23 protein-coding genes, 1 other RNA gene and 1 pseudogene are annotated in these 23,421 nt (G+C 36.8%); 18 read left to right on the top strand and 7 right to left on the bottom strand.

Features of this window, described 5'->3' with window-relative positions; all coding sequences use genetic code 11:
* Window positions 1-18 precede the first annotated feature (18 nt).
* The 4 genes from RCG17_RS04105 to RCG17_RS04090 all read left to right on the top strand — a co-directional run bounded on the left by RCG17_RS04105 (window position 19) and on the right by RCG17_RS04090 (window position 3,343).
* Window positions 19-1,206, top strand: coding sequence for a pyridoxal phosphate-dependent aminotransferase (locus RCG17_RS04105; RefSeq protein WP_308173995.1), 1,188 nt, complete (start codon window positions 19-21; stop codon window positions 1,204-1,206).
* Window positions 1,207-1,346: 140 nt separating this feature from the next.
* Complete coding sequence (locus tag RCG17_RS04100; RefSeq protein ID WP_374120895.1) at window positions 1,347-2,054, top strand: DnaD domain-containing protein; 708 nt, start codon at window positions 1,347-1,349, stop codon at window positions 2,052-2,054.
* Window positions 2,055-2,157: 103 nt separating this feature from the next.
* The gene (gene nth / locus RCG17_RS04095) at window positions 2,158-2,826 is read left to right on the top strand and encodes an endonuclease III (protein WP_308173994.1); all 669 of its coding nucleotides are present in this window, start codon (window positions 2,158-2,160) and stop codon (window positions 2,824-2,826) included.
* Window positions 2,819-3,343: a YpoC family protein gene (locus RCG17_RS04090; RefSeq protein WP_308173993.1), complete on the top strand. Its 525-nt coding sequence runs from the start codon at window positions 2,819-2,821 to the stop codon at window positions 3,341-3,343. Before nth ends, RCG17_RS04090 begins: the two co-directional genes overlap by 8 nt.
* An 11-nt stretch (window positions 3,344-3,354) precedes the next feature.
* Here RCG17_RS04090 and RCG17_RS04085 read toward each other — a convergent pair whose 3' ends face one another.
* Both RCG17_RS04085 and recU read right to left on the bottom strand, forming a co-directional pair.
* Window positions 3,355-5,961 carry a transglycosylase domain-containing protein gene (locus RCG17_RS04085; protein ID WP_308173992.1) on the bottom strand — a complete coding sequence of 869 codons (2,607 nt, stop codon included), beginning with the start codon at window positions 5,959-5,961 and terminating at the stop codon, window positions 3,355-3,357.
* Window positions 5,962-6,000: 39 nt separating this feature from the next.
* Complete coding sequence (recU, locus tag RCG17_RS04080) at window positions 6,001-6,615, bottom strand: Holliday junction resolvase RecU (RefSeq protein ID WP_308173991.1); 615 nt, start codon at window positions 6,613-6,615, stop codon at window positions 6,001-6,003.
* Between the two features lie 135 nt (window positions 6,616-6,750).
* Between recU and RCG17_RS04075 the strand changes: the two genes are divergently transcribed.
* Complete coding sequence (locus RCG17_RS04075; RefSeq protein WP_308173990.1) at window positions 6,751-7,734, top strand: DUF2515 domain-containing protein; 984 nt, start codon at window positions 6,751-6,753, stop codon at window positions 7,732-7,734.
* A 337-nt stretch (window positions 7,735-8,071) separates the two neighbouring features.
* Window positions 8,072-8,350: a hypothetical protein gene (locus RCG17_RS04070; RefSeq protein WP_308173989.1), complete on the top strand. Its 279-nt coding sequence runs from the start codon at window positions 8,072-8,074 to the stop codon at window positions 8,348-8,350.
* Window positions 8,351-8,454: 104 nt separating this feature from the next.
* Here the strand turns inward: RCG17_RS04070 and yppF are convergent, their stop codons facing one another.
* Window positions 8,455-8,667 (bottom strand): YppF family protein, encoded by a 213-nt coding sequence (gene yppF, locus RCG17_RS04065; RefSeq protein WP_308173988.1) that lies wholly within the window; start codon window positions 8,665-8,667, stop codon window positions 8,455-8,457.
* A gap of 262 nt (window positions 8,668-8,929) precedes the next feature.
* Between yppF and RCG17_RS04060 the strand changes: the two genes are divergently transcribed.
* On the top strand, window positions 8,930-9,463 hold the full coding sequence (locus RCG17_RS04060) for a YppG family protein (protein ID WP_308173987.1): 534 nt from the start codon (window positions 8,930-8,932) through the stop codon (window positions 9,461-9,463).
* A 74-nt stretch (window positions 9,464-9,537) separates the two neighbouring features.
* Here RCG17_RS04060 and RCG17_RS04055 read toward each other — a convergent pair whose 3' ends face one another.
* Window positions 9,538-10,023 (bottom strand): Hsp20/alpha crystallin family protein, encoded by a 486-nt coding sequence (locus tag RCG17_RS04055; RefSeq protein WP_308173986.1) that lies wholly within the window; start codon window positions 10,021-10,023, stop codon window positions 9,538-9,540.
* A gap of 190 nt (window positions 10,024-10,213) precedes the next feature.
* Between RCG17_RS04055 and hcp the strand changes: the two genes are divergently transcribed.
* Window positions 10,214-11,506, top strand: coding sequence for a hydroxylamine reductase (gene hcp / locus RCG17_RS04050; RefSeq protein ID WP_308173985.1), 1,293 nt, complete (start codon window positions 10,214-10,216; stop codon window positions 11,504-11,506).
* A gap of 41 nt (window positions 11,507-11,547) precedes the next feature.
* Here the strand turns inward: hcp and RCG17_RS04045 are convergent, their stop codons facing one another.
* The gene (locus RCG17_RS04045) at window positions 11,548-12,240 is read right to left on the bottom strand and encodes a Crp/Fnr family transcriptional regulator (protein ID WP_308173984.1); all 693 of its coding nucleotides are present in this window, start codon (window positions 12,238-12,240) and stop codon (window positions 11,548-11,550) included.
* Between the two features lie 188 nt (window positions 12,241-12,428).
* Between RCG17_RS04045 and RCG17_RS28240 the strand changes: the two are divergent.
* The 10 genes and pseudogenes from RCG17_RS28240 to RCG17_RS03995 form a co-directional block, all read left to right on the top strand.
* Window positions 12,429-13,066 (top strand): annotated as a pseudogene (locus RCG17_RS28240) (DEAD/DEAH box helicase); the annotation flags it as partial.
* A gap of 93 nt (window positions 13,067-13,159) precedes the next feature.
* Window positions 13,160-14,716, top strand: coding sequence for a DEAD/DEAH box helicase (locus tag RCG17_RS04040; RefSeq protein ID WP_374120942.1), 1,557 nt, complete (start codon window positions 13,160-13,162; stop codon window positions 14,714-14,716).
* A gap of 4 nt (window positions 14,717-14,720) precedes the next feature.
* Entirely contained in the window at window positions 14,721-15,971 is a 1,251-nt protein-coding gene (locus RCG17_RS04035; RefSeq protein ID WP_308173983.1) for a ribonuclease H-like domain-containing protein, read from the top strand.
* Window positions 15,972-16,331: 360 nt separating this feature from the next.
* Entirely contained in the window at window positions 16,332-16,649 is a 318-nt protein-coding gene (locus tag RCG17_RS04025) for a spore coat protein (protein ID WP_308173981.1), read from the top strand.
* 111 nt (window positions 16,650-16,760) lie between these two features.
* Complete coding sequence (locus tag RCG17_RS04020) at window positions 16,761-17,336, top strand: SLOG family protein (RefSeq protein ID WP_308173980.1); 576 nt, start codon at window positions 16,761-16,763, stop codon at window positions 17,334-17,336.
* Between the two features lie 74 nt (window positions 17,337-17,410).
* Window positions 17,411-17,713 (top strand): cell division regulator GpsB, encoded by a 303-nt coding sequence (gpsB, locus tag RCG17_RS04015; protein ID WP_308173979.1) that lies wholly within the window; start codon window positions 17,411-17,413, stop codon window positions 17,711-17,713.
* Window positions 17,714-17,794: 81 nt separating this feature from the next.
* Window positions 17,795-18,181, top strand: an RNA gene (gene rnpB / locus RCG17_RS04010) — RNase P RNA component class B.
* Window positions 18,182-18,324: 143 nt separating this feature from the next.
* Window positions 18,325-19,470 (top strand): THUMP domain-containing class I SAM-dependent RNA methyltransferase, encoded by a 1,146-nt coding sequence (locus RCG17_RS04005; RefSeq protein WP_308173978.1) that lies wholly within the window; start codon window positions 18,325-18,327, stop codon window positions 19,468-19,470.
* 90 nt (window positions 19,471-19,560) lie between these two features.
* The gene (locus RCG17_RS04000; RefSeq protein ID WP_308173977.1) at window positions 19,561-19,728 is read left to right on the top strand and encodes a hypothetical protein; all 168 of its coding nucleotides are present in this window, start codon (window positions 19,561-19,563) and stop codon (window positions 19,726-19,728) included.
* A gap of 162 nt (window positions 19,729-19,890) precedes the next feature.
* Window positions 19,891-21,813, top strand: coding sequence for an ATP-dependent DNA helicase (locus tag RCG17_RS03995; protein ID WP_308173976.1), 1,923 nt, complete (start codon window positions 19,891-19,893; stop codon window positions 21,811-21,813).
* Between the two features lie 41 nt (window positions 21,814-21,854).
* On the opposite strand, the gene RCG17_RS03990 is transcribed toward RCG17_RS03995, so the two are convergent.
* Together RCG17_RS03990 and RCG17_RS03985 are read right to left on the bottom strand one after the other, a co-directional pair.
* Window positions 21,855-22,154 (bottom strand): metal-sulfur cluster assembly factor, encoded by a 300-nt coding sequence (locus RCG17_RS03990; RefSeq protein WP_308173975.1) that lies wholly within the window; start codon window positions 22,152-22,154, stop codon window positions 21,855-21,857.
* A 15-nt stretch (window positions 22,155-22,169) separates the two neighbouring features.
* Window positions 22,170-23,414 (bottom strand): hypothetical protein, encoded by a 1,245-nt coding sequence (locus RCG17_RS03985; RefSeq protein ID WP_308173974.1) that lies wholly within the window; start codon window positions 23,412-23,414, stop codon window positions 22,170-22,172.
* Window positions 23,415-23,421 lie beyond the last annotated feature (7 nt).

Genomic DNA, 23,421 nt, shown 5'->3' with positions numbered 1-23,421 from the left:
AGAATGGAGGAAATAAAAATGGAACTCAAGTTAGCAAACAGGGTGTTGTCATTAACCCCATCCACCACGTTGGCCATTACTGCAAAGGCTAAAGAATTGAAAGAGCAAGGTGTTGACGTTATTGGTTTAGGTGCAGGTGAACCAGATTTCAATACTCCTCAATATATAATTGAAGCAGCATATAAATCAATGATTGAGGGCCATACAAAATACACTCCATCTGCTGGATTGCCAGCACTTAAAAAGGCAATTATTCAAAAATTTCAAGAGGACCAGGGCATTGAATATAAGCCTGGTGAAATTATTGTCGCTAACGGAGCAAAACATGCTCTTTATACATTATTTCAAGTAATCCTAAACGACGGGGACGAGGTAATTATCCCAACACCATATTGGGTAAGTTATCCTGAACAAGTGAAACTAGCTGGTGGAAAACCAGTATATGTAGAAGGATTTGAAAGCAACCAATTTAAAATTACAGCCCAGCAATTAAAAGAAGCCATTACTGATAAGACAAGAGCACTGATTATTAACTCACCAAGTAACCCTACTGGTGTGCTATATACACAAGATGAACTAGCCGAGCTAGGGCAGGTTTGTCTTGAAAAGGATATTTTGATTGTTTCTGATGAAATTTATGAGAAATTAATATACGGAAACAGTAAACATATTTCGATCGCCCAAATATCTCCTGAATTAAAAGAACAAACAATTATTATCAATGGTGTTTCAAAGTCACATTCAATGACAGGTTGGAGAATCGGTTATGCTGCAGGAAACGAAAAAATTATTAAAGCAATGACGAATCTCGCCAGTCATAGTACATCAAACCCGACAACTTCTGCTCAATATGGTACAATTGCTGCTTACACAGGACCAAAAGAACCAGTAGAAGAAATGCGTCAGGCATTTGAAAAACGCTTAAATGTGATTTATGATAAATTAGTATCAATCCCTGGTTTTACATGTGTTAAGCCACAAGGTGCGTTCTACTTGTTCCCAAATGTTAAGGAAGCTGCAACAATGACAGGCTACAAAAATGTTGACGAGTTTGTAGAGGCATTGCTCGTGGAGGCAAGAGTTGCCGTAGTACCTGGTTCTGGTTTTGGTACCCCAGATAATATACGTCTTTCTTATGCGACTTCTTTAGAGCTTTTAGAGGCGGCGGTAGAAAGAATCCACGAATTTGTACTATCAAAAAAATAATTTATCGAATTAGTCATTATTTTATCTAATTATTCAAACAAAAAGTCTGCTCTGCAGGCTTTTTTAGTTAATAGCTCTGGTTATTATTTCACCTTACCTGAGAATGTTGGTTCATGATATACTTAAAAGGAGGTGTTGTAATGATGAAAGCTGATCTTTTAGCTTGGCTTCAAGAAGGAAATATTACCATTCCGATTACATTATTTTCGGAGTACCGAAATTTAAATTTAAATGAATATGAACTAATTTTAATCATACATTTACTAACATTTATTCAAAAAGGCAATGAATTTCCTACCCCAGTGGAGCTTGCAGAAAGAATGACAATTGCAGACTCTGATTGTACGAATATGCTGCGAAAACTTATCCAGCAAGGCCTAATTCAAATTATTGAAGGGTATTCGAACGAAGGAATTCGTTATGAAAAATATTCACTAGAACCATTATGGGATAGATTGGTCGATCAATTTATGCTGCATCAAAAAAATAATCAATTACAGAGTAAGCAGGTTGAAGAAACAGACCTATACACATGCTTTGAAAAAGAATTTGGAAGACCGTTATCGCCATTTGAATGCGAGTCACTTGCTATGTGGATGGACGATGATCATCATGACCCTATAATTATAAAGGCTGCTCTTCGGGAAGCTGTAATGTCAGGAAAGTTGAATTTTCGTTATATTGATAGAATATTATTTGAATGGAAGAAAAATGGAATCCAAACAATTGAGCAAGCTAAAAATCAAGGGCGAAAGTTTCGTGAAAAACAAAATCAGAACAGAAAGGTTAACGATACTCAACAGTCGTCGCCTTCTATCCCCTTTTATAATTGGCTAGAGCAACAATAAAAGATCCAAAAACGAGAGACGTGGTTCTCTCGTTTTAGTTTAACTTGAAATGAAATGAACCTTTTGGGGCACGTTTCTAATTTATTATTTGCAGGTGATATTTTTGTTGAATAATACTCAAATCCGTTTTTGTCTTGATAAAATGGGGGAGATGTTTCCCAATGCACATTGTGAATTAAATCATTCAAACCCGTTTGAATTAGTAATTGCTGTTTCACTTTCAGCGCAATGTACAGATGCTCTTGTAAATAGGGTAACAAAAGAACTATTTAAAAAATATAAAACACCAGAGGACTATTTAAATGTTCCTCTTGAAGAGTTACAAAATGATATTCGATCAATAGGGCTTTACCGCAATAAAGCTAAAAATATACAAAGTCTTTGCAGGCTCCTTTTGGAAAAGTATGACGGCCAAGTTCCTAATAATCGAGATGAGATGATTAATCTTCCAGGTGTTGGACGAAAGACTGCTAATGTCGTTGTATCGGTTGCTTTTGGAACACCTGCTATAGCGGTTGATACCCATGTTGAAAGAGTAAGCAAACGACTAGCCATATGCCGCTGGAAAGACTCTGTTTTAGAAGTTGAAAAAACACTAATGAAGAAGGTACCAAAAGAAGAATGGTCAATCACACATCACCGTTTGATTTTCTTTGGAAGGTATCATTGTAAAGCGCAAAACCCCCAATGTGAAATATGTCCATTGCTGGATCTCTGTCGTGAAGGAAAAAAAAGAATGAAAATGAAAGAGAAGGTCAAAGGGAATGTCTGAAAATATGAAAAAACTTCAAGTGCCGATAGAGCTTTTTCATCCTTTCTTTTTTTCTGAAAAAGAAATAAGTCTTGATTTACCAGAACAAATATCAGAGACTGGAGAAAATTTCTATTATGAACTTTTGTTCTATAATGGGATTGAAGCAAATAGACCATGGACAAACCCTGAACGGTTTGTAGCGCTTATCCAGGATGAATGGTTTAATGTTAAACCAATTATTGAAGAAATGCATCATCAGCGAAAAAAAGATGGAATCAAAGAAGCGATGAAAAAAGCAATTGGTTTATTTCTACAATTTTTGTATTGGAGTAACGGAAAACCAGTTTTTTTGAAAGAGCAGCTTGTTTTTGGAGAAATTAGAATAAAGCCAGTCAATCTGGAGGAAAGAGTAGGATTTATTATTTCAAGACCAAGCCTATATCACTCCTATGTTCAGCTTTGTGAATTAATGATAGAGCAGGAGAAGCTATTTGCGAAAAATATTATGATCAAAAAAGCGTCTAGCCGAAGCTAGACGCTTTTTTGTTATTGTGTTTTTCCCTGGGTAGTGGTCCCAGCCCCAATAATTCCATTACCGGTATTTCCATTGCCACCTGTGGAACCAGTAGGACCTGTACTTGTACCACCGTTTGAATTCGTAGTACCAGTTTGACCTGTTCCTCCAGTACCGGTGCCGCCACCAGGAGTTGTTGCAGGAGGAGTTCCCCCTGTACTAGGTTGAGTTTGATTTTGATTCGTATTGCCCTGATCACTCGTTCCAGGGATATCAATAGAAACTGTTGCTGGATCACTCGTTTGCCCATTGCTTACCGCAGTAATGGTAAAGGTATATTTTCCACCAGCTGTTGGATTGGCTACCTTCAATCCTGTCTCAGAAGTTGTTGCAAGCTTCTGTGCTGTTCCGCCGTTCAATGAAGCACTCACATTATACTGTACAGGGTTACCGCTTGTGTTGTTGAAATTCCAAGAAAGTACAATTTGTTTTCCTGCTTGATCATAGCTGGCAGATGCATTGATTGGTGCACTAATCTTTGAATAATTTGTTGAAACTGTTTTTGGTGCATGCCCTTTTACAGCATACTCAACAGATACTTGGCTGTCTGGTGTATATGGACTTGCCAAAACCGCCGGCATTGAGCCTTTTTCAATCTTAACCTGCTGTACACTCGCTGGAACCGTGAAATCAGGTGTACTTACATCCTTTGATATATAGGACATTAAGTTTTTAAAAATATATTGAGCAATTTTTTGGTTATCCCCTGGTGGAATTGGCGTTTTACGGTTACTGTAACCCGTCCAGACGGATATTGTAAAATTAGTTGAATAACCAGTAAACCACGCATCCGGAACTGATTTACTCGAGCTTATATGATTGTCACGTAATTCTTGATCGGTATAGTTGGTCGTACCGGTTTTCCCGGCAATTGGAAGACCTGGTATGTTAGCAGCAACACCTGTCCCCGGTGATTGAAGAACACTCTTCATCATATCTGTAATCATGAAGGCTGTGGAGTCTTTCATGACCACCTTTGTTTCTGGTGTTGTGTCAATCTCTGTTCCATCGCGCAGTTTAATTTTTTTAATGGCATGCGGCGGAGTATAAAATCCTTTGTTCCCAAATGCACTGTAGGCACCCGCCATTTCCAGCGGCGATACCCCAACAGTTTTCCCGCCTAGACCGCCGATTGCATATGATTCATAGATCTCTTGTAATGGAACCCCCAGGCTAATTGCGAATTTCTTAGCATTCTCTAATCCAACCTGCTGTAATGTTTGTACAGCCGGCGTATTACGTGATAATTGCAATGCTGTTCGGATGGTCATTGGACCTAAATAGCGATTATCCCAGTTTCCAAATTCGACACCTGTGGAATATTTAATTGGTTTGTCATCAATCATTTGATAAGTACCCCAATTTAAATATTCAATTGCAGGTCCATAATCGAGGACAGGCTTAATTGTCGAACCTGGCTGTCTTCGTGTATCGATAGCATAGTTAAATCCTCGTTTAACCTGTTGATTTCTTCCCCCACCAATTGCGCGAATTTCACCTGTTTTTGTATCTAATAAAGTGATCCCCGCTTGAAATTGATCGTCCGGAAATTTAACGACATCATTCGTATTCATAATTTTATCTACATATAATTGAGCTTTTGGATCCACAGTTGTATAAATTGTAAGCCCATCGGAAAATATATCAAAGTCTCCAGCTTTCTTTACTTCGTCAATAACCTCGTCAACAAATGAATCATATGGCTTTTCATTCAGTTGGCGCTGCTCATCCTTAACTAAATCTGATTGAACAGGAACCTTCATGGCGCTTTCCATTTTAGCTTTGGAAATATAACCATGCTGATACATTAAACTTAACACAGTATTCCGCCTTTTTGTTGCAGCAGGTACATTTTCATCTTTGAAAGGATTATAATTATTTGGGCTTTGTGGCAGACCGGCTAACATAGCAGCTTCAGGCAACGTCACATCTTTTAAACTTTTTCCATAATATGCTTTTGCAGCAGTTGCAACGCCATTACTATTTTCTGAGAAGTAAATTTTATTTACATACATTTCGAAAATTTGATGCTTTGTATACTTTTGCTCCAGCTGATAAGCAAGCCATGCTTCTTGAATTTTTCTGCTTAATGTTTTTTGTGGTGATAGGAATGAATTTTTAACAACTTGCTGAGTGATTGTACTGCCGCCTTCACTTCCAAAACCATGCGTTAAATTTGCTAAGACAGCGCCGCCCAAACGGATAAAATCAATGCCATGATGCTGATAAAAACGATAATCTTCGGTCGCTAAAAATGCATCCTCCACCGATTTGGGTATATCTTGATACGAAACGTAATCCCTGTTGGCAGCACCAACTTCAGCGATTAGGTTGCCATCTTTATCTAATATCTTCGAAGAGATTGGGTCCTTTAATAATTTTGGGTCGAGTTTGGGAGCATCTTTTATTATATAGGCAAAAGCTGCAACCCCGCTCAACATCCCAACGATCCCAAGTGCAATAATGGATAGAATAATCTTTTTAGCCAAGCTGGCTGGTTTTTTCTTTCCCTTGCTGTTCTTTTGGGCATTGAGTTGTTGTTTACGGCGCTCCTCTCGTGAATTATATTGTTCGGCCATACTTTCGTTCCATCCTTTCTAACCTAAGCAAATGTCTATTTACCTCAAACCATAAAGTTTGTCTACTACCTTAATATAGTCAATCCTCGGCCGAAAACCAAGTGGTATAAAATGCGCTACTTGGTCTATTTCCGCCTTTGTAATGGACTTTCTTCCACCTTTTTTCATTCTGTCCCAAAATATCAACAAATGTTCTGCCTCAAGCAAAAATACTTGTTCATAAACTGTGAACCTAAGAATAACAAAACAAACCCCACCTTGTTTTAAGACTGCTTCCATGTGTCGAATTTGGTGTTCATGGAAGTTTTTCAGTGGAAAGGAGGAAGGATTTTGCGTTTCCTTTGCCTCAAAGTCGATATATTTTCCTTTATAAATTCCATTATAATCCGTTGTTGAAGCTTGTTTGAAATAAGCTTCCTTAATTACTGCAGCACTTCGTCTTGGATAATCCACTTGAACAATTTGGACAGGTGTTGGTTTTTTATGAATAACGGCAAGCTCTCTTTCAAGATAATATACATTTGTTTCGTTTAAATCCTCCTCTAGTGTCATTCCCCTATTACTAAAAGAATCATTCGTTTTTTTTATCCTATTAGGCGTGGAATTGCTTACCAAAGGAATGTATCGTTTTCCATTGGGATAGTGGAAACTCATGTAAGTCACCTCACAAACTACTACCTATCATATCAAATTTGCGTGAATTTGGCAGGAATAAAACGAAGGAATTAATACATTTTAATAAATAGCAACTATATTGTCATAATGAATGAGTACTTAGGGATGATAACGATGCATCATCTTTCGGAAGATGAAAAGAACTTGATCAATCGAATTTTGATTGAAACAAATAAAAATAATATCGATAATATTTCAAGGACATCTGCCTATTTTACTTTTTTTAAAAAAAATCCAGATATATCTTGGTCATTCCTGGCAAGTATGGTATCCAGAAATGGCGGGTGGAATATGTGTGACCTCGAAGGGTCGATCTTCCCGCATCTTTTAGAAATGAATACAAGAAAACAGCTCTTCCTAACATATGAGCGTGCAAATTGGCTTATTTTTCAGGATGTATTTCCTCAGCTTTTAATTTATCAATATTCAATAGAAAAGAATCGCCCAATGTTCTACTTGCTTCATTATTTCCACGTATCTTCTTTTATTCAAAAAGAATGGATCCGATATTGGAAAAAAAGAGACCGAAATCGGTTAATGTCTGCCTTAATTATTAATGAACAAAATGTGATCCAAACACCAGTAATCGAACATCCAGTATATAAAAGTAGGGTTTTTCACTCCATGATATTTTCATTACAGGATTGGCTTCATTTTAGTTGTGTTCTGTTTCCAACCTGTGGGGGAGAATTATACGGTGCAAGTGTAAATGGGTTTCGGTCATTGTCAAAAAGAATTAATTTAGGAAAACGTCTTGCAAACATCCTTTTTCATCCGAGGCTGTTTCCGTATTTTTATGAGTTTGCCGAAATAACGCCTCACACAGGGTCAAGAGCTGATTATGAACAATATTTTATCACTTTGCATCCAACAAAAAGGGATACCCCTTTTTTAAGGACAACATTTCCTGTGATTAAACATCATATTCACACTTACGAAGACTGGAGTTTAAAGCGATCTGTTTCACCTACCTGGTTACATTTTCCTACCCACCATCGTCACCCAATCCACCTTACAGATTGGTATATAACCAAAAAAGAGCAACTACAATTAATGTTACAGATGAAAAAAGTTATTGGCATAAAGAGCAAGTTTTAAAAAGCAAGGGAAGCCCCTTGCTTTTTAAATTTTATTATTCTGCTGGACGATTTTCGCCTTCTAATTTTTTATCTCCATAACCAGTCTTTTTTTCAGGTCCTTTTTGAACTGATTTTTTGTTTTGTCTATTCTTTTTTGACATCTTAAACACCTCCACAAATAGCTTGCACTATTTAAAATTGTTTCATGCGACTTTTGGATGATGTCGAAATAAACCTTTAAGATGCCGCTTTGACACTTTCTTTGCCGAATCACTTCTAGTTTTGTCAAGGTGGGAGGAAGATCAAAAATTAGAGAGAATTCTTATCATCAAAGAAACCCTAAGGAGGTCTATAAAATGAATAAGCCTATCACCGAAAAAGAAAAATTACTTATGGTTTTTTCAGAAATGAACGATCAATTAGCCGAGTTGGAATCTACCCTAAAAAAATCTTTTTCAGACCTTCACAAGGATTTAATACGTGAAGAGGAAGATAAGCTGTCCTTATCCGAAACTAGAATTTCGCTTCTGGAAAAAAACTTGGCACAGGAAGAAGTATTCATCGGTGAAAAAACAAAGTATCCTTTAGGGAAAAATCAATCTGTCGGTTTGAAGTTTGAATTAGGGTTTCATTGATGTACAGAAGACTTGTGTTTAAATAAAAAGAAAAGGGATTGCTAAAAAAATCAGCAATCCCTTTGATCTTATCCACTTTGTTCGATTCCATTGTTGTTTGAAAGTTAATTTGTATGTCTGAAGAGGGAGGTATCATTATCACTATCTGGAATCATTGCGCCCTTTGCCTCAAGGTCGCGGATTACAAGGCTATACTCTTTAATGTTAATCTCGTTGTGAATATATGCGTTTTTGGCAAAATCCAATAATTGATTAACGTTATCAGTAGAAAAGTCCTTACTTTGAATAAACCTATTTTTTAATTCGCTAATGTTCAAGATCGTTCTCCTCCTTCATCGTTTTTTCTATCATAACATGAAAAACCTTATTTTTTAGTTTTTAAAAAATTGAGACTTCCGACAGTTTATGCTATTAAATGACAATGCTTTTCTAATTTTAAAGGATTGATTTTGTTTCTTTTTCCTAATGGAGAAAAATAGGCAGTGATGGATTATGGAAATCATGCTTTGCTTTTTTGAATCACATTTTGAGAATTGGAACATAAAGTGTAATGATGAATAACGGAGGAGATGTTTGCCCATGTATGAAAATAGGAAAAGGACACAGCATTTCAATTATGGAAACTTGGGGCAAATGATGCAGCAAGAGAACAATAGTTATGGAAGAAATTATTCACATCCTCAACAATACGCTGTGCCACCACTTCATAACCCTGATTGGCATTCGTTCCAACCTCAAAATCCATATTATCCCGGGCAATATCAGCCATTAAACCAAGGATTTTATCCGTATACAAACCAAGCTACTTATCCAGTTCAACCCTCAATGCAAAAGGATTCACAATTTCTTTTCCAAAATCCTCTGCAACCACAGGAAAAGGTCTATCCCTACCAAACTACTCACCCACCAATAAATGGTTTTGTTAATCCATATCCTAAGCATAATATAATGCCAAAACAACCGGGTGGAATGAATTCATTAATGAACTCATTTAAATCACAAGATGGCTCGGTTGATTTTAACAAAATGATGAATACTGCAGGACAAATGATGAACGCAGTTACACAAGTGACGTCATTAGTAAAGGGTCTCGGCGGCATGTTTAAAGTATAGGTGTTCAAAAAGAGAAGAAATAAAAAAAGACGGCAAAAAGCCGTCTTTTTTTACTTTGATAAGATAATGCGTCGTTAATCTTCGATATCAATAATTTTCCCTCTTTCTTGAGGGACATGAATTTGGAGAAGTCCATCTCGGTAATATGCTTTAATCTTTTTTTCGTCGATAGCCTGAGGAAGGGCAATCGTTCTTGAAGAATATTGTCGAAAATGTTTTTGCTTAAAAACTTGGTGAATTTCATCTTCTTCCAATTCTATTTGCTGATTATTGATTGAAATGGTTAAAAGATGCCCCTGAATGTTTAATTGAATTTGCTCCCTTTTTATACCTGGTAATTCAGCTGAAACGATATACTCCTTGCCATTGTCCGTCGTATCTACAGGAAATCCCAATCCTTGGGGAAAGGGAGTTTTAAAAAAATCATCCACTGATTGTAAAAACCCTCTAATCGGCTTTTCATTGAAGAAGTGTTGCATAGATTTTATTAACTCACCCAAAGGCGGCTCAGGTTTATTTTTATTATTATTGTTTGGATCACCAGGATGCATATTTGACATAAGTCATACCCCTCTCTTAGCGGAAATTCACACATTATCATATGTATTGAAATTTTATTTCGTTCGAAATTTTGTCATAACTTTTTGGATGAATTGTGACAATTCTGAACAATGTGATCTAAATCACACTAAAGTTGTGATTAGCTTTGTATGCTAAAACAGTAAATTACAGGGAAAGCGGGGAAATTAAATGTTTTGTTATCAATGTGAACAAACTCCAACAGGCGGTTGCAAAGTAATTGGCGTCTGTGGAAAAGACGAAACAATCGCAAGCTTACAGGATACGATTATTTTTGGTCTTAAAGGAATTGCTGCATATCGTACCCACGCTAATCAACTAGGATATACTGATCCATTCGTAGATACTACTACTCATGAAGCACTATACATGACACTTACCAATTCAAATTTTAATGTACAAGAGCATATTGATATGGCTATGAAGGTTGGCCGATCTGCAGTACGCATTATGGAGGTTCTAGACGAGGCTCATACAAAACGTCTTGGAATTCCGCAGCCAATTCGTGTAAGTCAGAATAAAATTGAAGGCAAGTGTATTGTTGTAACAGGCCACAATCTATTTGCTTTAGAAGAATTATTAAAGCAAACTGAGGGAAAAGGAATTAATATTTATACTCACTCAGAAATGCTGCCTGCACATGGTTATCCAGAATTAAAGAAATACTCACATCTTAAAGGGAATATCGGAAAGGCATGGTACGATCAACGTCGTTTATTTGAAAACTTCCCGGGTGCAATTTTAGCTACTACCAACTGTGTAATGCCAATTAAAGGGACATACGCTGATAGGATGTTCAGTTATGAAGTAGCCGGCTTGGAAAATGTTCAAAAAATAGAAAATGATGATTTTAGCCTATTAATAGAAAGAGCTTTAGAGCTTCCAGAGGCCAACATTGAATCGGAAGAAACATTATTGACCGGATTCCATCATGAAACTGTACTTGGTTTGGCACCAGAAGTGATTGCCGCAGTTAAAGATGGGAAAATTAAAAGATTTTTTGTTATCGCGGGTTGTGACGCACCAGGAAAAGGCGGAGAATATTATCGTGAGCTAGCAACATCGCTGCCTCCTGAGACAGTTATTTTAACAACATCATGCGGAAAATTCCGCTTTAATGATGTTGATTATGGTACAGTACCTGGAACAGATATTCCACGTTATATTGATTTAGGCCAATGTAATAACTCTGGTTCTACAGTGAAAATTGCGAAAGCACTCGCCGACGCTTTTGAATGTGAAATTAATGAACTTCCAGTAAGTATTGTTCTTTCTTGGTTTGAACAAAAAGCCGTTGCTATTCTTTTAGGTCTATTCAGCTTAGGAATTAAAGATATCAGAATTGGACCAAAACCACCTGAGTTTATTTCAGAAGGTGTGTTAAACGTTCTTCAAGAAACATTTAACTTGAAGTTAATTGGCACTGCTCAAGAAGACATGAAAGAAATGCTTGCATTATCATAATAAAAACAAAAACCGCAGAAAATTATTTCTGCGGTTTTTCTTTAAATGATCTCGTTTAAGAGGATGTTGGGGTTTAAAATTAGATTCCCATCTTTATCTTCAATGATTAGATCATCTTTTTTCATTTTTGTCAGTGTTCGGCTGATGGTCTCTCTTGTAGTCCCAATCATATTGGCTAGATCTTTGTTGGTAAATTCTGCTTTTAAAAGAATGGAACCATCCTTGAGGTCTTTACCATGGTTTTTGGCAAGGCGAATGAGCAGTTTGATAATTTGTTCATATGTATTATTTAATATTTGTTCCTCAAGCCTATTTTGCAGGTCAACAATTTTTTCACCAAGTACGTTAAAAACCTTAATGCATAACTCTGGGTTTTCAATTAGCACATTTTCAAACTGTGAAATTGGAACAGTAATAAGAGTAGAAGCTTCTAATACTTCGGCAAATGCCGGGTAATCTCCTTTTCTGAAAAAGCCAACATGTGGAAACATTTCACCTTTTTTTAGAATAGAAACAATTTGTTCTTTTCCGTTTGTATCGGTTTTATAAATCTTGATTTTACCATCATAAATAAAATAAACATTTTCAAGCGGGTCGCCTTGTAAGAATACATGACTATGTTTTTTCATTTCACGAGTAATAGCAATATCAGCAACCTTGCTTAATTCATTATCATTTAAAACCCGAAAGAGGGAAAATTCCCCTAATACTCGCTTAACTTCTTCTATTTTCATCGTAACACCTCATATCTCGCAATCATCAATCTCTATTTTATTTTATCAAAGAAAATAAGCAATGAAATATTTTTGGAATTAAATATGTATTACAAAAAAATTACCATGAAAAATAATTGAAAAAAAATCACTTTATTCTTTTTTCGTCAACATTTATTCGATAAAATGAATATATTGAGGTGAATAAAATGCTTGGGAAAAAAAGCTTACAATCTATTTTAGCTGATTTAAAATTAAATAATGAGTTTAAAGAAAATATAGTTTGCTGGCGAACTCTCGAGGAAAAGTCCCCTCAAACTATAAATCTTCCAGAGGATTTACATCCTCTCTTGCGGGAAAGCTTACAGCAAAGAGGGATTACTGAGCTTTACACCCATCAGAAAACCGCTTATGACACCGTTTCAGAGAGGAAAAGTATTGTTGCAGTAACACCCACTGCCTCGGGAAAGACCCTTTGTTATAACCTTCCGGTGATTCAAAACATCCTTTTAAATCCAGAATCAAGAGCGCTTTATATTTTTCCGACAAAGGCCTTGGCTCAGGATCAGAAAAGTGAAATAAATGAAATGATTCAAGCAGCAGGAATGAATATAAATAGTTACACGTATGACGGAGATACTCGGCAAATATCCGTCAAAAGGTTAGAAAAGCGGGACATGTAGTCATAACCAATCCAGATATGCTCCACTCGGCAATTCTTCCACATCATACGAAATGGGTTTCCTTGTTTGAAAATTTAAAGTTTGTCGTTATTGATGAACTTCATACGTATAGAGGAGTATTCGGAAGTCATGTGGCTAATGTGATTCGCCGACTAAAAAGAATTTGTAAGTACTATGGCAGCAATCCAGTTTTTATTTGTACATCAGCAACCATTGCTAACCCGCTTGAACTTGCGGAAGCTTTAACAGGAGAAGAAATGCATTTAATTGATAATAATGGTGCTCCAAGCGGCCGAAAGCATTTTTTATTTTATAATCCGCCGATTGTGAATAAGCCTTTAAATATAAGAAAAAGTGCAACACTCGAGGTTAGAAAACTTGCGGGAGAACTGCTGAAAAATAAAATCCAGACCATTGTATTTGCAAGAAGCAGAGTAAGGGTAGAAATAATATTAACTTATCTTCAAGAATTGGTGAAGAATCAATTAGGAAGAAAGTCGATTATGGGCTACCGCGGTGGTTACCTTCCGACCGAAAGAAGAAAAATTGAAAAGGGTCTTCGCTCCGGTGAAATTTACGGGGTGGTAAGTACAAATGCCCTTGAACTTGGTGTAGATATTGGACAACTGCAGGTTTGTATCATGACAGGATACCCAGGGACGATTTCCAGTGCCTGGCAGCAGGCTGGAAGAGCGGGCAGAAGGCATGGAGAAGCCCTGGTGATTATGGTGGCTAGCTCCAGTCCTCTTGATCAATATGTGATCCAAAATCCTGATTATTTTTTTAACAAAAGTCCTGAAACAGCAAGAATCAACCCCGATAATCTTATTATCTTGATCGATCATATGAAATGTGCTGCCTACGAGCTTCCGTTTAAAAAGGGGGAGCTTTTTGGAGATGTGGGAACAGAAGAACTGCTGGAGTATTTAACTGAAGAACGGGTCCTTTATCAGAATGGTGACAAATGGTATTGGATGAATGATTCGTTCCCTGCACACAATATAAGTTTAAGGTCTGCTTCTCAAGAGAATGTTGTGATTATTGATCAAACTGATATTGCAAATGTAAGAGTAATCGGTGAAATGGACCGTTTTTCTGCGATGACCTTGCTTCATGACGAAGCCATTTATTTGCATCAAGGAATACAATTCCAAGTTGAAAAACTTGATTGGGAAGAAAAAAAGGCTTTTGTCCGCGAAGTGGCTGTCGATTATTATACTGATGCTAATCTTGCTGTCCAATTGAAAGTATTGGAAGTCGACAAATTAACTGAAGGCGATGACATCGAAGTAGGATATGGAGACGTTAGTGTCCGGGCCATGGCAACCATTTTTAAAAAAATAAAATTTGAAACACATGAAAATATTGGTTCTGGGCCAATTCATCTTCCAGAAGAGGAACTCCACTCAAACGCTGCCTGGATTTCTTTGAATAAATCATTAGATGAATTGGGGCATGATCGGTTGGAACAAGGACTCGTAGGTGCTGCACATGCATTAGAATCAATTGCCCCATTATTTGTGATGTCAGACCCTCAGGATATTCATGTTGTTCCACAGGTAAAAGCGGATCATAATGAAAAACCAACGATTTTCTTTTATGATCGCTACCCAGGTGGTATAGGCTTGAGCGAAAAGATTTTTGGAGAGATCAATTTAGTATTAGCAGATGCAAAAAAAATGATCGAAAGATGCCATTGTGAACACGGCTGCCCTTCCTGCATCGGGGCAGAAACAATTGGTGACACTGCGAAAAAGGATACATTAAGTATTATTAATTCTTTTTTGAAAAATGGAAAAGGTTTAAGGGTGTGAAGTAATGTCCCTAAAAAATAAGTTATCTCGGCTGAAACCGCATCTGTCGATTGAAAATGGAAAACACAACATCGTCAAAGAAGAATCGAAAACAATCGATGTTCCTTTCCGGGAGCAATGGGAAAAAGAAAATGTTTATCCTTATTTTTTTGATCAAGATTACTGCTTAATTCGTGAAGTTAGTTATCCTCTATCCTTTCAACATGGTCATTATCGATTTAAAGACTTTCTAGAGGCCATTAATATTTGGAATAAAAGTAATATTAATCATCCGTTATCGGCCGCTGGATTTAAACCAGAGGAATTATTTTTCTTTGATACGGAAACTACTGGTCTGGGTGGCGGTGTAGGGAATACTATTTTTCTGCTTGGATATGCGAGCGTACGAGGGGAGAATTTGATTTTAAGACAGCACATTCTTCCCAATCCAGGTGCCGAGGTTCCTTTATATCAAAGTTTTTTAGAAAAGATAAATTATCGAACACTCGTAACCTACAACGGAAAATCCTTTGACTGGCCTCAAGTAAAAACGAGGCACACCCTTGTCAGGGATCATGTTCCCCAGCTCCCGGCTTTTGGCCATTTCGACTTATATCATGCTTCCAGAAGACTTTGGAAGCATAAACTCGAAAGATTAAAGCTGGCAGTTGTGGAAAAGGAAATTTTAGGAATAGAAAGGGTAGATGATATTCCTGGATTTTTAGCACCAATGATCTACTTTGATTTTATTGAAAGTAAGCAGCCTGATGGAATGTTAGGAATCCTAAAACATAATGAAGTGGATATTCTCTCACTAATAACTTTGTATACCCATCTTACTTTGCAATTGTGTGGAAAGGATCAGTTACAGACGAGAGTGGAGTCATATGAGGTAGGACGCTGGTATGCCTCCCTGGGAGAACAGAGTGAAGCCAAAAAGGTAATGAAAACACTTGCGGAAGGATCGGATTTAACATCCTTTCAAGCTAAGTTAGCATTGGCCTATCAATTGAAAAAAACACAAGTTTGGGAGAGGGCATTGCATTTATTTATTGAGGTTGCGGATATTGGAATAGGTGAATTAAGTATAGAAGCAAGCATTGAGGCAGCAAAAATATTGGAACATAAACAAAAAAATTATAAGTTAGCGATACAATATTGTTTAAAAGCAATGGTGTACGTAAAGAAATCTAACATCATAAAGGTAAACCTATCGTTACAGGATATGGAAAAAAGGCTGAGAAGACTAGAGCAGAAAATAGAAAAATCCCAATAAAACCCCATTTGACAGCCATTTAGTTAATCTGTTTACATTATTAATTTTTTTGTAACAAAAATTTCATAAAAAAGCACGAAAAAAACAGGAATTCCATGTTGTTTATCGTAGTCGAAGATAGTAAAATTGTTAACTGTGTTCAGTAAAATTCGCTATGATATTAATAATGGAGAGTGCATGATGTACAAGGCAATTTTCTTTTTATTTTTTGTTGTTATTTGTTTGACTGCTGTTATGTTTACAAGTTTAAAAGATAGCTTTTATGCGATTCTTTAAAAATAGGTATTTTCATTAGTACAAGATTATCCCTTCCAACATAGGCTGTTAATGTAAACAGAATAATGGAAAGGGGAGCTTAATATGTATCTTGGAACAAATGTAACACCGCCTATCATTCATCCTACTGTTCATAATGTGAATCACACCTTCTCAACGACGGTGGTACCACATATTCACCCATCACATACAACAACAGTTAACCACCATATGTTCCAGCATAAACATTTCTGTACGCATACTGAATCATGCTGCAATGAAACATGCAACCAACATTTCAACTGCTGTGGTCCAGGAATGATGTCAGGACCAGTTGGCCCAGGAATGATGCCAGGACCTGCTGGACCAGGTTTTGGAGCAGGACCTGTTGGACCAGGCTTTGGAGCAGGACCTTGGATGTAATTTTCTAACAAGGGCTCATAGCCCTTGTTTTTCTTTTCTTACGATATAATATGCAATAGATGCAAAAAGGTTTGTCCATTTAGAAGAAATTTTTCAAAAGGGGGACAAATTTTGACGAAAGTTCTAGTAGTTTCGGGTTACAAAGCATATGAATTGGGGATTTTTCAAAAAGACCATCCTTCTGTTAGCTATATCAAAAAAGCAATAAAAAAGGAATTATCTCCAATGGTTGAGGAAGGTTTGGAATGGGTGTTAATATCAGGCCAATTGGGGATAGAATTATGGGCAGCAGAGGTTATTTTCGAGATGCAAATGACTTACCCGAATCTAAAGCTGGCTGTCATTTCTCCTTTTTTGGAACAGGAAGCAAAATGGAATGAACAGAACCAGGAATGGTACGAATCCATTCTGGCTGGGGCTGATTTTATTGATTCTGTCTCAAGGAAGCCTTACGAAAAACCTTGGCAATTTCGTTTGAAAAATCAATTTTTTATCGAAAAAAGCGATGCGCTCCTGCTTGTTTACGATCATGAAAAAGAAGGGAGCCCCAAGTATCTCTATGAAATGGCTAAACAGTATCAAAATAACCATTCCTATCCGATTCATTTAATTACGTTTACTGACTTACAATCCATTGTTGAAGAGGATGAATATAGTCAAACTTATCCTGAAATAAATGATGTTTAAAAGAAAAATTGACAAAAACGCTTATTTTTGAAAAAATAAGAGGTAATGATTGGCTATACATGAGGTGATTTTAAATGCTTTCTGACAAAGTGAAATTAACTGCAAAGGATATTTTAGAAAAAGAATTTAAAACAGGTGTGCGTGGTTATAAGCAAGAAGATGTGGATAAATTTTTAGATCTAGTGATAAAAGATTATGAAACCTTCCATCAGGAAATTGAAGATCTCCAACAAGAAAACCTTCGGTTAAGAAAACAATTAGAGGAGACTTCTAGGAGGCAGCCAGCAGCACAGCCTGCAGGAACCACGAATTTTGATATACTAAAACGATTGTCAAACCTTGAAAAACATGTTTTTGGTAACAAACTGTACGATTAACTATTTGCACCAAAATTTCCAGAAAGAATACATTGCTTGTAATTTGGATATTACATATAATAGTAACTGTACTCATTAATTACGTTCGGGTAATCGCTGTTGCTTTACGCAGCAGAGGAAAGTCCATGCTCGCACGAGCTGAGATGCTCGTAGTGTTCGTGCCTAGTGAAACGATAAGCTAGGGCAGCCTCGCATTAGGCTGACGGCTGGGAAAATACCTAAGTCCATCTGGATATGGTATGAATACCTATAAAAGTGCCACAGTGACGATTGCCTTTCTAGAAATGGAAAGGGTGGAACGGGTAAACCCCACGAGCGAGAAACCCAAATGATGGTAGGGGCACCTTCTCTGAGGAATTCAACAAGGAGAAGGACAGATTCTTCCTGAATCTGTAGATAGATGATTACCGCCTTTGTACGAGACATTAGTCGTTTGCAGTACATAGGCACAGAACATGGCTTACAGAACGTTATTAATGCGACATCTAATTTCCGAAAATTTAAGGGCTCTCCTAAACGGGAGAGCTTTTTTATTTTCTTCTCAATGGTCTATAATAGAAATGACAATTCGTACAAACATACATAATTAAGTAAAAGTTAAGGGTGAAAAAATGGAAAAATATCAAATAATTGCGACTGCTGCAATGGGACTCGAAGCACTTGTAGCTAAAGAGGTCCGTGCACTTGGTTATGATTGTCAGGTAGAAAATGGAAAAGTAATTTTTGAAGGAGACGAATCTGCAATTGCGCGCTGTAATCTATGGCTGCGGACTGCCGATCGAATTAAAGTAAAGGTCGGAGAATTTAAAGCACTAACATTTGATGAGCTTTTTGAAAAAACAAAAAAGCTGCCATGGGAACAGTATTTACCAGAAGATGCGGAGTTTCCTGTTCTAGGAAAATCCGTAAAATCCAAGTTATTCAGTATTTCCGATTGTCAAGCAATTGTAAAAAAAGCAGTTGTTGAAAAATTGAAGTCACACTACAAACGGTCAAGTTGGTTTGAAGAGACCGGTGCACTGTATCGTATTGAAGTGTCATTATTAAAAGATATTGCCACGATAACTATTGATGCAAGTGGAACAGGATTACATAAGAGGGGCTATAGAGCCGAACAAGGCGTTGCGCCACTGAAGGAAACAATGGCCGCTGCACTTATCATGTTAACGAACTGGAATCCAGAACGTCCTTTTTGGGATCCATTTTGTGGTTCTGGTACAATTCCAATTGAGGCTGCATTAATAGGCCAAAATATTGCACCAGGCTTTAATCGAGAATTTGTATCTGAGAGTTGGGGCTGGATTCCTGCTCGTGTTTGGGAAGAAGCCCGAAATGAAGCTGAAGACCTGGCGAAATACGACCAACCATTAGACATCATTGGATCGGATATTGACCACAGGATGGTCAGTATTGCTCAAGAAAATGCATTTGAAGCAGGTTTCGGTGACTTAGTTCAATTTAAACAAATGCAAGTAAAGGATCTTACAACGAGTAAAGAATATGGTGTCATGGTTGGTAATCCTCCATATGGAGAAAGATTAGGGGAGAAAAGAGAAGTAGAGCAAATGTATAAAGAAATGGGTCAAACATTTGCTGCTCTTGATACTTGGTCCATTTATATTCTAACTTCAAATGAAAATTTTGAGGGATTATACGGAAAACCAGCAACGAAAAAACGCAAGCTGTTCAATGGATTTATACGCACAGATCTTTACCAATATTGGGGAAAGAGGAAACCTCGGCCTCAAGATGACTAAACCAGAAACTATTCAGTTGAAATACCATAGGTATAAAAAATGCTTAGGTTGAATAGAATACTTTTATGATGAAAAACTGGAGGGGATGGCATGTTTGGGAACGATATTAACTTTCCGATGATTTCTAAAGCTTTGTCTTTATCAATGGATTTATTATCCGAAGAGGAGTCTTTCGAAACAGCAAGAGAAAAACTTGTAGATGCTCAAAAAGAATTCCACCAAGCATTGTCATTTTCAGCAGCAGATAAAGTGAAATGAGCAGCAGATACCAAGGAAAAAAGGCAGAGAAGCGAAAAAAGATAATAAGATTTTTATTGACTAAAATTTAATTTAAGCTAAAATTAAAGGATTGAATAATGATTATACATTGATAGGCGTCTTTATTGGGCGCTTTTCTTTTTGTTTTCTAGGAGGTATTAGATGAAAAACCGGATGCCGTTTACAATTGCTAAAACCGAAACATTTTATGACAAGTTAAGTGAATGGATTGGTGACTTATTTTACGATATTTTGCCGGAAGCAGGCTTTGAGCTTAGAGATGAACAAATCTATATGGCTTTTCAGCTTGAAAAGGCATTTAAAGAAAAAAAGGTTATGTTTGCAGAAGCAGGGGTAGGAACTGGGAAAACAATTGCCTATTTATTATATGCGATCACATATGCCAGATATAAAAATCAGCCATCGATTATTGCTTGTGCAGACGAAAACTTAATCGAACAATTAGTAAAAAAAGAAGGGGACATCGCTAAATTAGAAAAGATTCTGGGTCTGAACATCGATGTGCGTTTAGCAAAATCGAGAAATCAATATTTATGCTTGCAAAAATTAGAAAACGAACGGTTTTCTAATGCTTCTGATGATGTTGGCGCAATATATGATAAACTTCCAGAGTTTGTTCATTCTGGCAGTTCGATGCAGTCTTTTGAAAAGTATGGGGATCGTCGGGATTATCCTGAATTGTCAGATGAAAACTGGGCAAAGATCAGTTGGGATTCACTGCAGGATTGCTTTTCATGTGAAAAAAGACATCGCTGCGGGTTAACATTGAATCGTGACTTTTACAGACATTCACAGGATTTAATTATTTGTTCCCATGATTTTTATATGGAGCATGTTTGGACAAAAGAATCAAGAAAACGGGAAGGCCAGCTCCCACTTTTACCAGAACATGCTGCAGTTATATTTGATGAAGGTCATTTATTGGAGTTTGCCTGTCAGAAGGCGTTAAGTTACAGGATTACAGATCAAACTCTTGAATCATTGCTGGTTCGTTTAATGGAAAACAATGTAAGAGATGAAACGCTCTTTACAATCGAAGAGGTTCTCCACGAAAATGAGCAATTTTTCTCGCTTATTTCCCAATTTGCCTATCAAGTTCCGGGATCTGAAAAGCAGTTTATTAATAAACATGCATTATTATTGAAACAGGGTAGAGAACTATTAGACAGACTGATGAAACTTGAAGAGGAACTTGTTTTTGATAGTGAGCTTTATGTAATCAGTGATTATGAATTAAAAATTGTTGAGGAATATTTAGATCAAATTACCCATTCATTAAAACTTTTTCTCCAATCAGTAAACGGAATTATCTGGTTCGAAGAACAACATGGAGAACGAACACTTGTGATCATGCCAAAAATGGTTGAAGAAGTAATGAGAGAAGAAGTCTTTTCGCAAAAAAAACCTTTTATTTTTTCTTCCGCAACATTATCAAACCAGGGGTCATTTGATTATATTGCCAAAAGCCTTGGCATAAACGACTATTTATCCTTTTCGGTTGAATCACCTTTTGATTATGAAAATGTGATGGAGGTTAGATTGCCAGCGTTTTCGAAAGCAGATTTTGAAGGGAAAATTCAGTATCTCATAGAACAAATTAATCAAACTGAAGGACGTGCCCTCATTTTAGTGGCAAATAAGCAAGAATTAATTGATTTAAAACAAAAATTGCCTGATAAATTGGCCTATCCCCTATATTTTGAAGGAGATGCGGAAATTAGTACATTAGTATCTGAATTTCAAAATAATGAGAATGCCGTTCTATGTTCGATGAGTTTGTGGGAAGGCCTGGACATTCCGGGACGTTCCTTAGAAAATGTGCTGATATTTTCATTGCCATTTCCGCCAAATGACCCTGTATTTACTGCAAAACGGGAGGGCTCTCCTAATCCTTTTGCTGAAGTGGACATGCCATATATGATCCTTAGACTGCGTCAAGGAATTGGACGATTGATCAGAAGTGAAGAGGATAAAGGAATTGTACACATTCTGTTAGATGATCATATCGATTTAGGAATACTTGAAAGTATTCAAGATGTTCTGCCTGTCACACCAAAAGAATGAAACAAGGACCTGGTTTGTACCAGGTCCTTGTTTTTTATCTTTTATCCATGTAATAATTTTTTTCCTTCTGGTGTCATTCGGTCAGGGGTCCAAGCAGGCTCCCAAACAAGTTGCACATCCACATTGCGAATTCCTTCTAATCCTTCCAGACTGTAACGAACCCCTCTTTCAATACTGCTATGTAAAGGACAGCCAGGTGTTGTTAAAGTCATTGTAATATTAACATCCCCTTCATCACTAACCGCAATATCATAAATTAAGCCAAGATCGACAACATTAATATTTAATTCTGGATCATAAACTGTTTTTAACTGTTCACGGATATTTTCAACTAAATTCATAGCTAACACCTCATCTTATTTTTTAATTACACTTAAAATACTTATTGACATCATGATAAAAACAATGGATAGAATCAACTGTCCCACATTAAAGAGGATAGCTACTTTAAACGAAAGCGCAAAAAATACCATAATCGCTGAAAGGATGAAAAGAAAGAATAACGGTACCGCAATTTTTTCATTCATCATTTCTTTAAGTGCCGGAACAGATTGTTTACCTATTTCCTTACTGTATTTATGTGTCCACCATAAGAAAGGCACAATTTTATAGAGATATCCCAGAATGCTCAGAACAATCCATAGTAACAAATAACTATAGAGAATTGGTCCGATAAGATTTTGGAAGTTGTTTGTCCATAAAAGGATAAATGCAGCCAAATGAATAATATTACCGAATAAAATAGCTGTTAGGGCGAAACTAAATGGTTTATCAAGCTTTTTCTTTAGCCTTTTTTTGATAATAATACTGATATGATAAGTAAAAGTAGAGAAACCAGCCAGTAATAAGAAAAACCCAAGCTTAACAAGGAACGAACCTTCGATAAAGAATGACAACCCTGTTATCACAAGGCCGGATAGGTATAGTCCAAAAACATATTTTGCTTGGCCCATTGGAAATCCATGAGCTAAGGAGAACATCGGAACCATTTTATAAGAAAGTCCAAAAATTAATAAAGTAAACCACCCAGTAATACCCATTAATAGATGTGTTCTAAAGAATGACTGATAATAACTAGCGCCTGCACCTGTCTTTAGACAATAAATTAACGTAAGTCCCATGGAAATAGTAATAAACAAGCAAACTAATGCTGTACCGACAAAAGCAGTAAGAATTGTCCCTTTTGCTTGCTGCTTTAATGTCATGAGCATTTGGAATAAAAACATTAGGATTCCTAAAAAGGTTAAGATTCCAGGGATGATCGCTTTTTGTGGAGCCCAATAGAGCATAGCTGCAAATGAAACAATCCCAATTGCTGTTACGCCAAATTGGACGAACCCAAACTTTTCATTCCATATTTTCGTCAAAAATGCTACTGGTACAAGCTGATACATGGCACCCATTGCTGTCATCAAGGCCCATCCCAGGATTAACAAATGTGCAGCGGACCAAATAGCTGGTATTCGAAAGATACCGCCTGCCATCAGTTGTCCGTTAGCAATTAAAATTACCTGAGATAAAATAAGAGCAAGTAGGCTGAAAAAAATAAATGAAAAGGGAAGCTTAATATTCGTTTCACTCCCCAAGTTTTGTGGAAGCAATTAACTC

Origin of the sequence: Neobacillus sp. PS3-12 (genome assembly GCF_030915385.1) — a bacterium.
Lineage (GTDB): Bacteria > Bacillota > Bacilli > Bacillales > Cytobacillaceae > JAEVLT01.
This window is presented reverse-complemented; position numbering and strand designations above follow the sequence as displayed.

Excerpts from the sequence above, each read along its gene's own strand:
- RCG17_RS04105 (WP_308173995.1), top strand. The coding sequence starts at position 19 with ATGGAACTCAAGTTAGCAAACAGGGTGTTGTCATTAACCCCATCCACC.
- RCG17_RS04100 (WP_374120895.1), top strand. The coding sequence starts at position 1,347 with ATGATGAAAGCTGATCTTTTAGCTTGGCTTCAAGAAGGAAATATTACC.
- RCG17_RS04090 (WP_308173993.1), top strand. The coding sequence starts at position 2,819 with ATGTCTGAAAATATGAAAAAACTTCAAGTGCCGATAGAGCTTTTTCAT.
- RCG17_RS04085 (WP_308173992.1), bottom strand. The coding sequence starts at position 5,961 with ATGGCCGAACAATATAATTCACGAGAGGAGCGCCGTAAACAACAACTC.
- recU (WP_308173991.1), bottom strand. The coding sequence starts at position 6,615 with ATGAGTTTCCACTATCCCAATGGAAAACGATACATTCCTTTGGTAAGC.
- RCG17_RS04075 (WP_308173990.1), top strand. The coding sequence starts at position 6,751 with ATGCATCATCTTTCGGAAGATGAAAAGAACTTGATCAATCGAATTTTG.
- RCG17_RS04070 (WP_308173989.1), top strand. The coding sequence starts at position 8,072 with ATGAATAAGCCTATCACCGAAAAAGAAAAATTACTTATGGTTTTTTCA.
- RCG17_RS04060 (WP_308173987.1), top strand. The coding sequence starts at position 8,930 with ATGTATGAAAATAGGAAAAGGACACAGCATTTCAATTATGGAAACTTG.
- RCG17_RS04055 (WP_308173986.1), bottom strand. The coding sequence starts at position 10,023 with ATGTCAAATATGCATCCTGGTGATCCAAACAATAATAATAAAAATAAA.
- hcp (WP_308173985.1), top strand. The coding sequence starts at position 10,214 with ATGTTTTGTTATCAATGTGAACAAACTCCAACAGGCGGTTGCAAAGTA.
- RCG17_RS04045 (WP_308173984.1), bottom strand. The coding sequence starts at position 12,240 with ATGAAAATAGAAGAAGTTAAGCGAGTATTAGGGGAATTTTCCCTCTTT.
- RCG17_RS04040 (WP_374120942.1), top strand. The coding sequence starts at position 13,160 with ATGCATTTAATTGATAATAATGGTGCTCCAAGCGGCCGAAAGCATTTT.
- RCG17_RS04035 (WP_308173983.1), top strand. The coding sequence starts at position 14,721 with ATGTCCCTAAAAAATAAGTTATCTCGGCTGAAACCGCATCTGTCGATT.
- RCG17_RS04025 (WP_308173981.1), top strand. The coding sequence starts at position 16,332 with ATGTATCTTGGAACAAATGTAACACCGCCTATCATTCATCCTACTGTT.
- gpsB (WP_308173979.1), top strand. The coding sequence starts at position 17,411 with ATGCTTTCTGACAAAGTGAAATTAACTGCAAAGGATATTTTAGAAAAA.
- RCG17_RS04005 (WP_308173978.1), top strand. The coding sequence starts at position 18,325 with ATGGAAAAATATCAAATAATTGCGACTGCTGCAATGGGACTCGAAGCA.
- RCG17_RS04000 (WP_308173977.1), top strand. The coding sequence starts at position 19,561 with ATGTTTGGGAACGATATTAACTTTCCGATGATTTCTAAAGCTTTGTCT.
- RCG17_RS03995 (WP_308173976.1), top strand. The coding sequence starts at position 19,891 with ATGAAAAACCGGATGCCGTTTACAATTGCTAAAACCGAAACATTTTAT.
- RCG17_RS03990 (WP_308173975.1), bottom strand. The coding sequence starts at position 22,154 with ATGAATTTAGTTGAAAATATCCGTGAACAGTTAAAAACAGTTTATGAT.